Source organism: Bradyrhizobium betae, assembly GCF_050632175.1.
GTDB classification, from domain to species: Bacteria; Pseudomonadota; Alphaproteobacteria; order Rhizobiales; family Xanthobacteraceae; genus Bradyrhizobium; species Bradyrhizobium betae_B.
Map to the genome: position 1 here is coordinate 2,599,070 of NZ_CP192576.1, position 15,047 is coordinate 2,614,116.

Here is a 15,047-nt window from a genome sequence, read left to right on the forward strand (position 1 = left end):
TCAGGCATACCGCCGCGCGAAGAAGACGCAGACCACCACGAGCGCGGTCGCGGCAATCATGCTCCATGCGACGGGCTCGTGCAGCAGGAAACCGGCGAGCGCGAGGCCGAAGAATGGTTGAAGCTGCTGCAACTGGCCGACGCGCGCGATGCCGCCGATCGCGAGCCCGCGATACCAGAAGATGAAGCCGACGAACATGCTGAAGACGGAGACGTAGGCGAGCCCGATCCAGGCCGGCACGCCGACGCCGCTCCATGTCGGCGGCCAGGTCAGAAGCGCGACCGGCAGCATCAGCGGCAAGGCGAGCAGCAGCGCCCAGGAGATCACCTGCCAGCCGCCGAGGCGGCGCGACAGCGCGGCGCTTTCGGCATAGCCGAGGCCGCACAGCACGATCGCGGCGACCATCAGCAGGTCGCCGGTGACCGACGCCGTGCCGTCATTGGACAGGGCAAAGCCCGCCACCGTGGCGCTGCCGAGGATCGCGAACAGCCAGAACATCGGCTGCGGCCGCTCGCCGCCGCGCAGCACCGCGAAGATCGCGGTCGACAGCGGCAGCAGGCCGATGAAGACGATCGAATGCGCGGAGGTGATGTGCAAAAGCGCGAGCGCGGTCAGCAGCGGGAAACCGACCACGACGCCGAGCGAGACGATGGCGAGCGGGACGAGATCGCCGCGCTGCGGCCGCACCTGACGAAGCAGGAAGAGCACGGCAAAACCGATCAGCGCCGCGATGACCGCGCGCACCGAGGTCAGGAACAGCGCGGAGAAGCCCCCGACAGCAACCCGCGTCGCCGGCAGCGAGCCGCTGAAGATGATGACGCCCAGAAGGCCGTTGAGAAGCCCGGCGCCGCCTGAAGATCGCATGTCCGTCCCGCTGTTTCGAACAGGCATAGTCGGGGCTCGCCGGTGGCGGGGCCAGCCACAATTCAGTACAATCCGGCAAAACTGTATGGGTACGGGAGGTCATACGCTTTGGATGGCGGGGTTCAAACCGGGGGCAGCGGCGGGACGCGGACCCTCGACGTGATGAGCGCGATTCGCGCCAAGGTCGCGGGCCGGACGCTCGGCGCCGGCGACCGCTTGCCGTCGATCCGCAGCCTGGCCGCAGCGCTGGGTGTTTCACCCTCCACAGTGGTCGAAGCCTATGATCGGCTCGCCGCGGAGGGCCTGATCCGCGCCCGGCGCGGCTCCGGCTTCTATGTCTCGCCGACGGCCCTCGCGCCGCTTGCGCTGACCGCCGTCGAGCCGCGCCGCGACCGGGCGGTGGATCCATTCTGGGTCTCGCGGCAGTCGCTCGATGCCGACGATACCGTACTCAAGCCCGGCTGCGGCTGGCTGCAGCCGCACTGGATGCCGGAGGACGCCTTGCGACGCGCCACCCGCGCGATCGCCCGGGCCGACGCGCGCGTGCTGACGAATTACGGCTCGACCTCGGGGTCGCCTGCGCTACGCCGGCTGCTGCTGGCGCGCCTCAGCGAGGACGGGCTCGAGGCCTCGACCAGCCAGCTGATGTTGACGGGCTCGGGCACGCAGGCCACCGACCTGATCTGCCGCTTCCTGCTCCGTCCCGGCGACACTGTGCTGGTCGACGATCCCTGCTACTTCAATTTTCGCGCATTGCTGCGGGCGCATCAGGCCAGGATCGTCAGCGTGCCGTACACGCCGTCGGGACCGGACGTTGCGCGCTTCGAGCAGATTCTCGGCAGCGAACGTCCCCGGCTCTACATCACCAATTCGGCGTTGCACAACCCGACCGGCGCGACGATCTCGCTTCAAACCGCGCACCGGGTCCTGACCGCCGCGGCCGCTCACGACCTCACCATCATCGAGGACGACATCTTCGGCGACTTCGAGCCGGAGCGCTCGCCGCGTCTTGTCGCGCTCGACGGACTGAACCGCGTCATCCGCATCGGCAGCTTCTCCAAGACGCTGTCGGCCTCGGTGCGCTGCGGCTACATCGCCGCGCGCGCCGACTGGATCGAGCATCTCGTCGACCTCCAGGTCGCCACCCATTTCGGCGGACCGAGCCCGGTTGCGACCGACATCATCGCCAACGTGCTGGCCGGCGGCAGCTATCGCAAGCACATGGATGAGCTGAGGCAAAAGCTCACCCGCGCGCGCCGCGACGTCGCGCGAAAGCTTCAGGCGCTCGGTATCGAGCCATGGCTGCTTCCTCGCGGCGGCTTCTTCCTGTGGTGCCGCCTCGCCGGGGGACAAGACGCCGCGGCCGTCGCGCGCGCGGCGCTGGAGGAGAACGTGGTGCTGGCGCCCGGCAACGTGTTCAGCGTGTCGCAGACGGCGGCCGGATTCATGCGGTTCAACGTCGCCCACATGAACGATGCGCGGATATGGGACGTGCTGCGGCGGGTGCTGCAGGCGCGGCCGACGTGAGCGACCATCCGGGGACTGCCGGCGCGATGTCGAACCGGAATCGGCCGGCAGCAGTCCAGGCTGCTCCGGTTTGCGATAGAGATTCGCGCTGATGTGGCACGTCCGGTTTGGCAAGCAGGACGATCGGGCCCGGGAGATGCCCGTCCATATCGATCGGGCCCGGTTCGACTACGAATTCGGCGAGCTCGGCGCGGCGGACATGTCGCGTTTCGACTGCGTCGTCCCTCTGGACCTGCCCGATTATGACGAGGCCCGCTGGAACGAGGGCTATTGGGGACGGAGGTTCTGGTCACCGCACCCGGATCACGTGGCGCTCTGTGGCGACAAGCTCTTGTTGAACCGGTTCGTGCTCGACAGCGAATTCGCCGCTCTGGTGCCGCCGCTGCATGACGACGCCACCGGCCAGTTTCCCTATGTGCTGAAAAAACGCCGGGATGCGTGGGGCCGCAACTCCTTCGTCATCCGAACCATCGAGGAGGAGCGGATGGCGGCGGAGCTGATCGGCTCGCCGGACTATTTCCGTCAGGCCTATATCGCCGGCCGCGAGGAATACGCGGTGCATTTTCTGATGGTCGACAACAAGGTCGCGTACGCCCAGACCGTCAGATACGAGATGGAGCCCGGGGGCGACATCAAGGGCGAGCGGGCGGTGCCGGTGAGCATCGTCTACCTTCCGGCCGGTGATCACCTCGCGGTCTTTGCACGGCTGCTGACGAGGATCGGCTACTGCGGAACGTGCTGCATCGACTACAAGATGGACAACGGCCGGCCGATGCTGCTGGAGATCAATCCGCGCGTCGGCGCGTCGTTGATACCCGACATCAACCGGTATCTCGAAGCGTATCTCCGCAGCCTGGGGCTGAGCCATCCGCGGATGTGGGGCGCGCTGCGGCGAGCTCTGAAGGCGCGCCGGAAATAGTCTGCAGTCAGTACAATGGTTCTTCGTATACCGGTTCGCCGTCGAGCAGCAGGCGCTTGATGGCGGCGCGGCCCGAGGGAAGCACGGAGGCGACCACACGCAGCTTCTGCTGGTTGCGGGCCTGCTCGAGCCTCTTGCCTTCGCCTTCGGGCACGAAATAGCTTTCGAGTCCGTACTTGATCGTGAGCTTGTCGCAGAAGGTGCGACCGGAGCCGCAGGAATAATTGACGCGGCCGCGGATCAGCACTTCGGGAGCCGTGACCGGGACAGGTGCGGCATGCACCGAGACGGCCTCGTAAAGTCCATTGGCATTGGGCGCGAGCTTGACGAACACGACGGGCTTGCGCTCGGGGGCAGGCGTGCCGGCGAGCGCGCCGGACGGCAGTCGCGAGATGTCGTACTGGAGCACGACATAGTCGCCGCGCAGGAGATCACGCGGATCGACCGGCTGCGTCTGCAGGGTCACCTCGCGTCCCTCGCGCAGGATCTGCATGCGATCGGCGACCATCAGGACCAGCAACAGGCATTGCAGCAGGATGGCGGCGCCGAACAGCACGGCTTTCGGGATGCGCTGCCAGAGCCTCGTGACGGACGTGATCATCTCGTTCATCGCTCAGCCCTCGGCAGCGCGCGATTGAGCGCGGTGGCAAACACGACGGCGACGATGCCGGCCGCGGCAAGGAAGGCCGAGCGGCGCAGCAGCGAGCCCTTCACCGCCCAGGTGATCCCAGCGATGACGCCGGCAATGCCGAGCCAGCCGGCGACGATGCGCGGACGGACATCGTCGAGCATGCCGGAGACGACGAGGCACAGCATGGCGCAGAGCAGCGCGGCATAGGCGAACCAGGGCTCGCCGGCCGCGGAGGCCGGCCAGATCGGCGCCGCGAGCAGCACGAGCCCGATCGAACATCCCGCCAATACTTCACCGGCGCGCCTGGTGAGCGCGGCAGACCCGAGGGCGAGGAACACGCCCGCAGCCCCGCACAGGATCGCCCATAGCGGCTGGGCTGACTCCGTGCGGGTCCGGAAGCGGAAGAGATCGTCGACCGTCGTCACCTCCAGGAAGGCGACCACGGCCAGCGCAAACGCGCCGTAGATCGACAGAACGCTGCCGAGCCGGAGCGCCCGCGGCGACGGCGCGGCCGCGATCGCGAGCCCGGCACCGAACAGCAGGGCCGCGCCGTTCGCGAGCACGAAGGACGGCTGGGCGCCGTCGAGGTCGAAGCGGACCGACGTCGCGATCCACCACGGCAGCACGGCCAGCGCGACGAGGTGGGCGGCGACGCGGGAATTCCACGCCAGCGCCAGCGCGGCCGCGATCAGCCAGACCACGACAAACGGAAGATGCAGCACATCCGGCGCATCGTAGATGCGCATGCAGCTCCAGATGCAGGCGGCCACCAGGCCGACCGCGAGCGCGCCGCGCGAGCCGGTCAGCAGCGCGGTGGCAAACGCGCCGATCGACCACAGCAGCATGCCGCCGGCAAAATCGTCGCCGAGATGATACATCTGCCCGACCAGCGCGATGCCGGCGCCGAAGATGATGGCGCCGATGCTGGCGCAGAGATCGGCCAGCACGCTGCGGCCGGTCGCGGCGAACCACGCCCCGAGGCCGCCGGCAACGACCATGCCGGCAAGCAGGATCGCGAACCGCGCCAGCCGCGCGATCTCGGTCCAGTGCGCCGCGACGAAGGCCAGGAAGGCGGCGGCGATCAGCAGCCCGCCGACGATGCCGACGACCACCGCGATGTTGATGCCGGGCGCCAGCGGCGGCAGCGCATTGCGGATGGAGAGCGCCGCCGCCGGCGCGATCACGCCATCGGCCTCCCATTGCGCCAGATCAGCTTCGAGGCGCAGCCGGTAGGTCTTGTCGAACATCGTGGTGAGTCACCTTGCTCCCAGCCGGCCGGCGGGATGCTGTTGGTCGGAGCGTGGCGGCGGCAGGTTCAAGCTGGGTGCGCTTTGCGGAAGGTTTCCGAGGCTGGACAACACGAACGTCGAAAACAACCCCATGCACAGTAGACGGGAGTAGGAAGATCAAGGGGTTACGAGGTCCTAAGTGGGACGTGTTGAACGGCGCTGCCGATGCCCTTGTTCGAGACTATGGCGGCAGGTCAAAGATTCCCGCCGGAAGGTTTACGAGGGTCACAGCGCTCTCAGGGAGGCGAGGTAGAGCTCGAATGACAGCTGAGGAAGCGCTTTCGTGGCGACTTGATCGAGCCGAAACCGAAAGGTGAATCGGCGGCGACGTGGTGCACGCGGTGGTCTCCGCAAGCGGCTGACGCTTCAGCACAATCTTGTGGAAATCAAAGCGGACAAAGGCCTGGAACCTCGCATGGCTGTGGCCGCGCAAGATTTGCAGGGTCTTGCGATCGGGCCAGGGGGTCCCTAGCCTTTTCGGCATGGATAAGATCTCGAAAACTCAAAGATCCGCGAACATGCGGGCTGTTCGGGGGAAGCATACGAGCCCCGAACTGGCGGTTCGGAAGGCCGCTCACCGGCTCGGTCTGCGCTTCCGGCTGCACCATAAGGATCTTCCCGGAAAGCCAGATTTGGTCTTCTCGAAATGGCGGACAGTTGTTTTCGTTAACGGGTGCTTTTGGCATGGCCACGACGGCTGCCGCAAGGCGAAGCTACCCTCTTCTAATACGAAATTCTGGCGGACGAAGCTGTCGGGTAACGTCGAACGAGACCACCGGAACTATCGGAAATTGACTGATCTGGGGTGGCACGTCGAAGTTATCTGGCAGTGCGATATCCCAGATGCGGCAGCGGCCGCAGCCGCGCTCGACCGCATCCCTAGCTTGGGAGCCGGTCGACGCCGCAAGCAAAGCGGTCCGTTGCCTCTCGCGGTTCGGACTATTAAACATGAAGCCGAACATCCAAGCCGGGACCCGCGGCGATGACCTGCCGCAGGTTGTCGAGACCCAATCTTGCTACTATGGTTTGGTTCAAATCGCGATCGCTCGACCACCCAGGTATAGGCCTAACTCCCCGTGTTCCTTGCTTCGCCGCGTTCTACGTTCGCCGCCGATTAAAACCACACATGGCTCATTCCCAATTATCTTCCATCGGCCGGGTCGGATTTCACTTGTGATTGAAAGTATAGCTTTCGAGACGAAAGCCCGTACGCTCGACCACCTTGGTCGGGAGCAGATCGCTGACTGCCCGACCGCCATCTCGGAATTGTGGAAGAACAGCTTCGACGCTTACGCCCGTTCGGTATATCTGGACATCTACGATGGCGAGCAGCCTGTAGCGGCGCTCGTGGATGACGGCCATGGCATGAACCGGGCCGAGTTCGTCGGCAAGTGGCTGGTGGTCGGCACGGAGTCGAAGGCTGTTGATAGCCCGACCGATCTTGCCGATCGCAACGGTCTTAACTTCCGTCCCAAACAGGGTCAAAAAGGTATCGGGCGGCTCTCCTGCGCAAATCTCGGACCGCTGCTGCTTTTCGTCTCGAAGCGGACGGATGACGATTTCATCGCCGCACTGCTCGATTGGCGGCTATTCGAGAACCCGTTCCTTAATTTAGCTGATGTAAAAATTCCGATCGTGGAATTCGCTGCGAAGACCGAGCTCTTTCGGCAGCTGGACGGTCTGTTCGATCAGCTGATGGAAAACGTCTGGGGAGGAAAGGACGAAGATAGGAAGCGCCGCATCCAGACAGCATGGGCCGACTACGACGCGATGTGGGCCCGGGAGGACAAAGCGCGTCCCGCTCCCTCAACCACCATCGCCGGCACGCTCATCAATTCCTCTTTCGAGGAAAGGCACATATCAAATTGGCAGGTTTGGAACGGAGAGTCCGGCCATGGCACTGCTTTGCTGGTGTCGCAGATCAATTTCGATCTTCTTGCCCAACTGCCGTCGCGGATACCGGACGCCGCTTCTACGGCATCCAAAGAGAAATTCTTTCAGACGCTATCGAATTTTGTGGATCCCTATGTAACACCCGAGGGTCTCCAGATAAGTGCCAAGGATCCGCAATTTTCCTATTCGGTCCGGGCCTGGGAGGATAGCACGCCGACGACAATCGTCGGCGTCGGAAAGGAGTTCAACCGGCATATGCTCGATCCTATTGAGCATATCATCGATGGAATTATCGACGTAAACGGTGTTTTCCGTGGCCGAGTAAAGGCGTTCGGTAAGTTGCGCGCCGAAAATTTCGAGATAATGCCCCCTAAGGATCTTTTGATGCCCGTGCGGGCGGACAGCACGTTGGGCCCGGTAGATCTGTACATCGCATCGATGGAATTCGAATCCAAAAACACGACCTTGACCGTCGCACAGTTTACGAAATTCAAGGACCTCGCTGAACGATACGCAGGCTTTATGATGTTTCGCGACGGATTGCGCATCATGCCTTACGGCCGCCTGGACAACGACTTCTTCGAGATCGAAATGCGCCGCTCGAAGAGCGCTGGCCGCGAATTTTGGAATCACCGCCAAATGTTCGGTCGGCTCGGCATTAGCCGGGCGCGCAATCCTAACCTGAAGGACAAGGCGGGCCGAGAAGGCCTGCTCGACAACAACGCCGCCAAAACTCTCAAAATCTTGGTGTCGAATATCCTGATGAAATTGGCGCGCGAATTCTTCGGTTCTGCGTCGGACATCCGCATCGACGAGCTGCCGGAGATTCAGGAGGTCAATAAAAAAGCGAAGGCGAATGAGGAGCGCAACAAACTACGACGCAAGCAACGGTCCCAGTTCGGTACCAAATTGAAGCAGTTCAACAAGGAACTTCCCGCGTTCGTCGAGCAAGTTCGTCGGGCCGAACAATCACTTGAGCTACGTTCCGAGAAGGGCGTCGAAGCCGCTCAAGCGCTGATCGGCGAGCTTAAGGATCGCCGCGTCGGCTTCAGGTTGGGAGAGACACCGCCGAACTTAGGAAGTTTGGAGTCGGCATACAAGCAATACCGAAGCGACATCCAGTCGGCCCAAGCAATGATATCCGGACTCGACGATCGTATCCAGGAGGCGGTTAAGAACCTCGCGCCAGCCAAGCCGCGGGAATTCGCGGAAAGGCAACTGGCGCGCAACAGCACCATGCTTTCCCGCCGGATCACGGGGTGGCGCAAGCGGATCGACGCGCTACAAAAGGAAGAATTCGACCGCATGCACGCGCTGATCGACCAGCGAAACAAGGCCTTTCACGTTCAAACTTCACCGCTGCTGGAGTCGCTCGGCCGAGACGAACTGACCGTGCCCATGCTCGTTGGCATGATGAACGAGCTGCGCGAGCGGATGGACACCGAGAATGCCAACCTGTTCGAGCCTTACATAGGTGCACTTGAAAGCCTGAGCGAGAGCATCGACCTCGAGCATTTGGCGAATTTTGGCATGGAAGAGGTCAACGAACTTCGGCAGGAGTTGGATCGTCTGAACGGCCTTGCTCAACTAGGTATCGCCGTCGAGATCATCGGACACGAACTGGAATCCTACGACGACATGATCAGAGCGGGCCTCGATCGATTACCGCTGGACGTCAAGTCGGGATCGGCCGCGAAGGACATTGCATTCGGCGCCGAGGGCCTTACCGAGCAGCTTCGCTTCCTATCCCCGCTCAAGCTTTCCGGCCACCGGCCGCAGAGTTGGATTACCGGCGAGCAGATATTCGACTACATCCGGGAATTCTTCGGACCTAAGTTCGTGCGGGCGTCGGTGTCCTTCGAGGCGACCGCCGAATTCAAAGCATTCCGCGTCTACGATCAACCCTCAAGGCTTTTTCCAGTTTTTATAAACTTGGTAAACAACAGTCTGTACTGGGTTGGCATCAAGGAGCCTCCCCGCCGGATACTGCTCTCGGTCAACAAGGCCAAGGTGATCGTATCGGACACCGGTCCTGGAGTCGATGAAGACGACGTCGGAAGCCTCTTTAGTCTGTTCTTTACTCGCAAGCTCCGCGGCGGGCGAGGCGTCGGACTCTACCTCTGCCGCGCCAATCTGGCGGCTGGCGGACACAAAATTAGCTATTCACGCGGGCCTTCGGGAGGACCGGAGCTGCCCGGCGCGAGCTTCGTCATCGAATTCAGGGGCGCCGAGTATGCCGAGTAATGAGGGGTACCACGAGTTCATCAGGGACGCCTTCATCGAACCCATCAGATCCGTTTTGATTATCGACGACGACTATCCGACCTATTCCGAGATCCTCGATAGGCAGAGCGCGTTACTCCAGGAAGGAAAAGCGCCGGAATCCATAAAGTCTTGGCTTGCGACTCCCACGAAGATCAAGAAGGTTGTCGAGAGCTTCCGGAAGCGGGCACGTCCCCTGCTCGTGGACATTCATGATGGCCGAGGGGGAGACGGATCGGAGGAGGACCTTGCGTATCACCTCCACCAGTCGGATCTTCTCGTCCTGGATTATCAGCTCAACGGCAACAGCGGCGACGGGACCCGCGCGATCGAGATCGCGCGGCGCGTGATGGCGAACAATCATTTCAATCTTGTGATGGTTCATACCACTGCAAAATTAGACGACGCCTTCAGGGAGATGCTGCTGGGGCTCATGTCGCCTTGCGCCGGGAAGGGGTCGGAGCACGAGAGGACTCAGCGCGACAAGCTGATCCAGCAGGCGGAACTAGACGACGACACGATCCTCGATCGACTTCGCAAGGCGTTCCGAGAAGAGCAATACTTCCCCTACAGGAAGGACTCGAAAGCGGCTTTCCTGGCCTTCCGCAAGGGAGAACAGCCATTCACGGACGCGTTGGACATTTGCACGAAAGAAAAATGGGAAGGCGCCTCGCTCAAATTCATGTTCAGGTGGATGATCGAGGACTTCGAAACGCGTTCAGCGGCCAAGATGCAGCCCGCGACCGAGGAGGCGCTGCCGCAATGGAGCGAGGGCGACCTCTGGATCCGGTCCAAATCGGGATTCATCGCGTTCACTAACAAAACGAACGATGTCGATATTCTCGACGAGCTTTGGCGCTCTCTGATCAAATGGAGCCCGAAGCCATCGCGGCTGTTCCTGACAAAGCTTCGGTCGGAACTCGAGCAATTTGGGGTCGCGGCGGAGGATGCCGCGCTCGGAAACGACTACGTTCTCGCCCGATGGTACAGTGAATTGCTGAAAGGCAACAACCTTGATCGTAAAACCTTGATCGGAACCGCGATCGCGCGTCATTCGGAGCAGCTTCTAGATTTTGTTCAGGACAGCGTTCGATCCTTCGCTGAAAGGCTGATCATCGCCGATTCCGCGGGGCCGCTTGTCGGCAATGCGCTCGTCAAGGATCATTTCAAGATTGACCTTGACGACAAGGCGTCGAGCAACAAGGCCGACGAGGACCACAATGTCTTCGCGTGCACCAAGAAGCCCCAGGGCTGGCACCTGCAGACCGGCCACATCTTCACGGCGGCGAGAGCGTATTGGGTATGCCTCTCGCCCTCCTGCGATCTCGTCCCCGGGCAAAGAAAGACCGGCCATTACAAGGACATGTCCGACGTGATGCCTTTTCTGGCTGTAAAACTTAAGCGGTATAAGAATGCCGAGAAACCGCCGGACGTCCAATCTAACCGGTACGTCTTTCTCGACGAGAAGGGCAAGTCGACAATTCTCTGCATCAACGAACCGGATCATCCGAATTCGTCTCCTCACTGGTACCCGCTGCACGCGGCAAACAAGGGACAGTTGGACGACGAGAAGAACTTCTCGTTCACGAAGCTCGGCATCAAGGCCGGCAAGGTTGTGACGGAGGAGCATCAGGCGAAGGTGGTCGCGCAATTGCGCTACGAGTACGCGATCAATCTCGCTCAGATGCTTGGATCGACCTTCACCCGCGTCGGTCTTGACTTCATCGGATCGGACCAGGTGGAGTCGGCCGATACGGAGTGACGTGCGCGCAGTACTGGCTTTTAGTCGGCTCCGTCTTCCCTTTGCTGCCTAGCCTTTCGAATGAAGGGACGGAGAGCCCGCACGAGGATCTCACCAAGCCTGACCGGGACAGCATTTCCGATCTGGACGCCAGCCGCCATCAGACCACCCTTGAAGACGAAATCGTCAGGAAACGTCTGGATTCTCGCGGCCTGCCTGACAGTGATGCCGTGGTGCTGGCGAGGGTGGACGAAACGTCCCTTCGAAGGATTGATGCAGGCGGTCGTCATTGTCGGCGCGGGTTGGCGCGGGTCGATCCTGCCGTAGACGTCCTTGTGTCCATCATGATCCCTGTGACAGTCGAGCATTCTTCCCGAATCCTTTCGGCTCCCGCCGTTCAGCGGAGTGGCGCGAAAGATTTCGACGAGTTCCTGAGTGCTATTCATGAAGACGCTGTTCTCGTCCTCGTCCGGAAAGTGACGGAAGACGGACGCGCAAGACACCCACGCCTTCAGGCTCTTGTCCTTCGAGCGGGCGCCTGGACTGCCGTGCGTCCGCACAGGAGGCCAAGTCAATCCCCCGGTGTCGACGCCCTTCTTGATGCCGAGTATGAATACGCGCTTGCGACGTTGCGGCACGCCATGGTCCCGGGCGTCGATCGTGACCGGCTCGCGAACGTCGTAACCGGACGATTTAGCCTTGCGGTAGAACTCTGCAAGGAAATCGGCATGCCGGCTCCATAGCATTCCCGGCACGTTCTCCATCAAGAACATCGACGGCTCGAAGGCCTTCACGAAGTCGAAGTACGTGTGGATGAGATGATTGCGCGGATCCTCGACGCCAGCATCATTAAGCCTATGTGCGGAGAAACCCTGACAGGGCGGGCCGCCGAGGAGAAGATCGCAAAAATCGCGAGCCCCAAACAACTCTCTGGCGATCTTGCGCGGCGACATCAAAGTAATGTCACCCTCCTTCAGCTCAGTCTTTCGGCGGCGGAAATTGTATCGGTAGGTGGCGCAAGCATGTCGGTCGTGCTCGACAGCGAGCTTCACCGACAGGCCCGCGCGGTCGGCGGCAAGCGAGAATCCACCCGCCCCTGCGAAAAGATCTACACAGGAAAGGCTCTTCGGGCGGCCCAACTTGGCCTTTTTCGTAGCCGCGTTGGGCCTTTTCCGCTGTTTTCCACCCATTCCAGATCCGATCAACGGATGCGGAACCTATAGCGCCTCGTTTTGCAACTAAAAAGACTTCAGCCGAACAAAATCGGAGAAATACAGTCTTTGTGCGATACTCTGGGTTGGCGCGATTGCTTCGTATCCAAGTGCTCCAAAATCGACAATTCGATCTCCTTGGGCAGTTCGAATTTTTCCAAGCTGCGGATAGGACCTGAAAAGCTGGCGGAGAGGGAGGGATTCGAACCCCCGATAGGCTTGCACCTATGCCGCATTTCGAGTGCGGTGCATTCAACCACTCTGCCACCTCTCCTGAAGGCGCCATGGTAGGAGCAGGGCCCCTGTGGTTGGGGGCGTTAATAGGCGAGGATGGCTGGCCAGACAAGGCGCGAAAGGGGAAAATCCGCTGCATCTTTCGCTCGCTGTCCCTGTCGCCCGGGAGGAACTGCCATGGAGCACCTGACGCTACCGGCCAACGGCGCCGATTTCCACCTGGTCCGGGCCGGACGCGGCAAACCGCTGCTGTTGCTGCATGGCTGGCCGGAATTCTGGCTGACCTGGGAGCCGGTGATATCCAGGCTGGCCGACCGCTTCATGCTGGTCGCGCCCGATCTGCGCGGCTTCGGCGACAGCGCCAAGCCGGACGGGCCTTTCGGGCCGGACGGCCATGCGGCGGACATGCTGGCGCTGATGGACGCCCTCGGCATCGAGCGATTCGGGGTGGTCGGCCATGACGTCGGCGGCGCGGTGATGCAGCCGCTGGCGCGCGCGGCGCCCGAGCGGCTGGCGGGACTGTTGTTCTTCGATTTCGTCTATCCGGGCATCGGGCCGCGCATGGCGGCGCCTGATCGGCTCAACCACATCTGGTATCAGTCCTTCCACCAGATGGAGATGGCGCCCGCGCTGGTCGGCGCGAGCCGCGAAGCTGCCGGCTTTATATCAGCCACTTCCTGCAGGGCTGGGCGCATCGCAAGGACGCCTTCGACGACGTGCTCGACGCCTTCGCCGACAATTTCTTCAAGCCGGGCAACCTCGCCGGCGGCTTTGCGCATTATCGGGCGTCGCATGCCGGGCGGATCGCGATGATGAAGGGCGAGGCCTCGAGGCTGCCGCCGATCGAGGTGCCGACCTGCGTGCGCTGGGCCGAGCACGATCCGCTGTTTCCCTATGCCTGGACCGACCGGCTGGGCGAGACGTTTGGCAATGTCGATGTCGCGATGTTTCCCGATGTCGGCCACTTCCCGCATCGGGAAGACCCGGATCGCGCGGCCGCGGAGATCGCGGCGTTCTTTGCGCGGATCGGCTGGAGCTGAAGACGGGGTGGGACCGCCAGACGCGGTAAACACTGGCGGTCCCGGTGCCGCTCATTGAAAAACTGACCAGGAAGGGCGGCTTCGCCGGCCAGGTGAGGCGACGATTCGACCGTAGCGTGCGTCCCGTGCGCCGCAACGCAATCCGGTCCTTAACCTAACCAGTCAAGGTTACTCGGGGGATTCACGGCAGCGACCGCACGGCCGGAAGCCCAACGCGAGCATCCGGCGTCAATCGCCCTTGCTGTCCTTGCCCTTCTTCTTCCCGTTCTCGGAGTCCTTGCCGTTGCCGCTATCCTTCTTGCGGTTGGTGAAGCGGGCATTGCCGAGACCGGTGCCGATGGTGAGCACGCCCCAGCGATCGACATCCTGCATGAACGGCACTTCGGAGAGGCCCTGAACCACGCCGTCATTGTGCATCAGGATCGCGGTGTCGTGCTCGCCGATCTCGGGGATGCCCTCGATCAAGCTCGCCGGCAGGTTGAACTTGCTGCTCTCCCAATTGCCCGGCAGGTTCTGCGCGCCCTTTTCGATGGAGCCGTCGGCGTTGATCACGCCGGGACAGGCGATGCCGATGAAGGGCGCGAGCTTGTAACCTTCCTTGTCGGCTACGGCGATCAGCCCCTTCAGCATCTTGGTGAGGCGCTTCACCGCGCCTTCGCGGGTCGGCTCGTCGTCGGCATGGCGCCACAGCTCGGATTTCACGACCTTGGCCTTCGAGAGGTCTTTTGCCTTCTTCCAGCTGGTCTCGACGAGACCGCAGCGGATGTTGGTGCCGCCGATATCGACGGCAAGGATGCTGTCATGGGCCTCGAAGATCCAGGACGGCGCCAGATGCAGCGCGCCGATCAGGCCGGCTTCATCCGGATGATGGCGGATCGGCACCATCTCGATCTTGAGGTCCTCGTGCCGGAGGATGATCTCGGTGCGCGCGATCGCAAGCTCGCCGAGCTTGGAATCGCGAAAGCCGCCGCCGACGACGATGCGCTCGGTCTTGGCCCAGGCCTTGGTCTTGAGGAAACGCCGGGTGACATAAGCCAGCTCCTGGGCGAACTCCTCGATCGCGCTGTGGACCAGAGCCGCCGCCTTGACGTCGTCACCGGCCAGGATGTCATCCAGGGTCTTCTTGCTGATCTCCTCCGAGGGCTCGTCGCCGAACGGGTCCTCGCCGGATTTGCGCAGCGGTTTGCGCCAGCGGTCGAGCATGTCCCGGAACGCGCCCTTGCTGGCGCGGTCGCCGAGGAAACCGTCCTCGTCCTTCATCTCGATGTTGAAACTGTCGACGTCCACCGACGGCAGCCGCTCGGCGCCGTGATGGGCGATGCCCGTCGTCGTCTTGACCAGCTCGTCCGTTGCCATGAAAAGCCCCTTGCCCGTTTGCCCGTGTCCGTATTTGCGGACGACAACGGCGGGGGAACCGGTTGGTTGCAAAGCGAGGC

Annotated in this window: 10 protein-coding genes, 1 tRNA gene and 1 pseudogene; 6 read left to right on the forward strand and 6 right to left on the reverse strand. The window is 62.3% G+C overall.

Annotated features, from left to right (window positions below; translation table 11 throughout):
• A complete protein-coding gene (locus ACQ86E_RS12575) occupies positions 1-864 on the reverse strand; it encodes a DMT family transporter (RefSeq protein ID WP_431205651.1) in 864 nt (287 codons plus the stop codon).
• 162 nt (positions 865-1,026) lie between these two features.
• On the opposite strand from ACQ86E_RS12575, the gene ACQ86E_RS12580 reads away from it, so the two are divergent.
• On the forward strand, positions 1,027-2,391 hold the full coding sequence (locus tag ACQ86E_RS12580; protein ID WP_431205652.1) for a PLP-dependent aminotransferase family protein: 1,365 nt from the start codon (positions 1,027-1,029) through the stop codon (positions 2,389-2,391).
• Positions 2,392-2,482: 91 nt separating this feature from the next.
• On the forward strand, positions 2,483-3,310 hold the full coding sequence (locus ACQ86E_RS12585) for a hypothetical protein (RefSeq protein ID WP_431205653.1): 828 nt from the start codon (positions 2,483-2,485) through the stop codon (positions 3,308-3,310).
• 7 nt (positions 3,311-3,317) lie between these two features.
• On the opposite strand, the gene ACQ86E_RS12590 is transcribed toward ACQ86E_RS12585, so the two are convergent.
• Both ACQ86E_RS12590 and ACQ86E_RS12595 read right to left on the reverse strand, forming a co-directional pair.
• Positions 3,318-3,920 carry a GDYXXLXY domain-containing protein gene (locus tag ACQ86E_RS12590; protein WP_431205654.1) on the reverse strand — a complete coding sequence of 201 codons (603 nt, stop codon included), beginning with the start codon at positions 3,918-3,920 and terminating at the stop codon, positions 3,318-3,320.
• Positions 3,917-5,188, reverse strand: a complete 1,272-nt coding sequence (locus ACQ86E_RS12595; RefSeq protein ID WP_431205655.1) for a DUF2157 domain-containing protein — start codon at positions 5,186-5,188, stop codon at positions 3,917-3,919. Before ACQ86E_RS12595 ends, ACQ86E_RS12590 begins: the two co-directional genes overlap by 4 nt.
• Before the next feature lie 524 nt (positions 5,189-5,712).
• Here ACQ86E_RS12595 and ACQ86E_RS12600 point away from each other — a divergent pair.
• The 3 genes from ACQ86E_RS12600 (at position 5,713) to ACQ86E_RS12610 (ending at position 11,147) form a co-directional block, all read left to right on the forward strand.
• The gene (locus ACQ86E_RS12600) at positions 5,713-6,216 is read left to right on the forward strand and encodes a very short patch repair endonuclease (RefSeq protein WP_431205656.1); all 504 of its coding nucleotides are present in this window, start codon (positions 5,713-5,715) and stop codon (positions 6,214-6,216) included.
• Positions 6,217-6,403: 187 nt separating this feature from the next.
• Positions 6,404-9,367: an ATP-binding protein gene (locus tag ACQ86E_RS12605; RefSeq protein ID WP_431205657.1), complete on the forward strand. Its 2,964-nt coding sequence runs from the start codon at positions 6,404-6,406 to the stop codon at positions 9,365-9,367.
• Positions 9,357-11,147, forward strand: coding sequence for a response regulator receiver domain (locus ACQ86E_RS12610; protein WP_431205658.1), 1,791 nt, complete (start codon positions 9,357-9,359; stop codon positions 11,145-11,147). Before ACQ86E_RS12605 ends, ACQ86E_RS12610 begins: the two co-directional genes overlap by 11 nt.
• 20 nt (positions 11,148-11,167) lie before the next feature.
• Here ACQ86E_RS12610 and ACQ86E_RS12615 read toward each other — a convergent pair whose 3' ends face one another.
• Complete coding sequence (locus ACQ86E_RS12615) at positions 11,168-12,316, reverse strand: DNA cytosine methyltransferase (RefSeq protein WP_431205659.1); 1,149 nt, start codon at positions 12,314-12,316, stop codon at positions 11,168-11,170.
• 205 nt (positions 12,317-12,521) lie between these two features.
• Positions 12,522-12,611, reverse strand: a tRNA-Ser gene (locus ACQ86E_RS12620).
• A 137-nt stretch (positions 12,612-12,748) separates the two neighbouring features.
• Between ACQ86E_RS12620 and ACQ86E_RS12625 the strand changes: the two are divergent.
• Positions 12,749-13,611 (forward strand): annotated as a pseudogene (locus ACQ86E_RS12625) (alpha/beta fold hydrolase).
• Between the two features lie 228 nt (positions 13,612-13,839).
• On the opposite strand, the gene ACQ86E_RS12630 reads toward ACQ86E_RS12625, so the two are convergent.
• The gene (locus ACQ86E_RS12630) at positions 13,840-14,967 is read right to left on the reverse strand and encodes an ROK family protein (RefSeq protein ID WP_431205660.1); all 1,128 of its coding nucleotides are present in this window, start codon (positions 14,965-14,967) and stop codon (positions 13,840-13,842) included.
• Positions 14,968-15,047: the final 80 nt, after the last annotated feature.

Coding starts and splice junctions, on each gene's coding strand:
- ACQ86E_RS12575 (WP_431205651.1), bottom strand. CDS start 864: ATGCGATCTTCAGGCGGCGCCGGGCTTCTCAACGGCCTTCTGGGCGTC.
- ACQ86E_RS12580 (WP_431205652.1), top strand. CDS start 1,027: ATGAGCGCGATTCGCGCCAAGGTCGCGGGCCGGACGCTCGGCGCCGGC.
- ACQ86E_RS12585 (WP_431205653.1), top strand. CDS start 2,483: ATGTGGCACGTCCGGTTTGGCAAGCAGGACGATCGGGCCCGGGAGATG.
- ACQ86E_RS12590 (WP_431205654.1), bottom strand. CDS start 3,920: ATGAACGAGATGATCACGTCCGTCACGAGGCTCTGGCAGCGCATCCCG.
- ACQ86E_RS12595 (WP_431205655.1), bottom strand. CDS start 5,188: ATGTTCGACAAGACCTACCGGCTGCGCCTCGAAGCTGATCTGGCGCAA.
- ACQ86E_RS12600 (WP_431205656.1), top strand. CDS start 5,713: ATGGATAAGATCTCGAAAACTCAAAGATCCGCGAACATGCGGGCTGTT.
- ACQ86E_RS12610 (WP_431205658.1), top strand. CDS start 9,357: ATGCCGAGTAATGAGGGGTACCACGAGTTCATCAGGGACGCCTTCATC.
- ACQ86E_RS12615 (WP_431205659.1), bottom strand. CDS start 12,316: ATGGGTGGAAAACAGCGGAAAAGGCCCAACGCGGCTACGAAAAAGGCC.
- ACQ86E_RS12630 (WP_431205660.1), bottom strand. CDS start 14,967: ATGGCAACGGACGAGCTGGTCAAGACGACGACGGGCATCGCCCATCAC.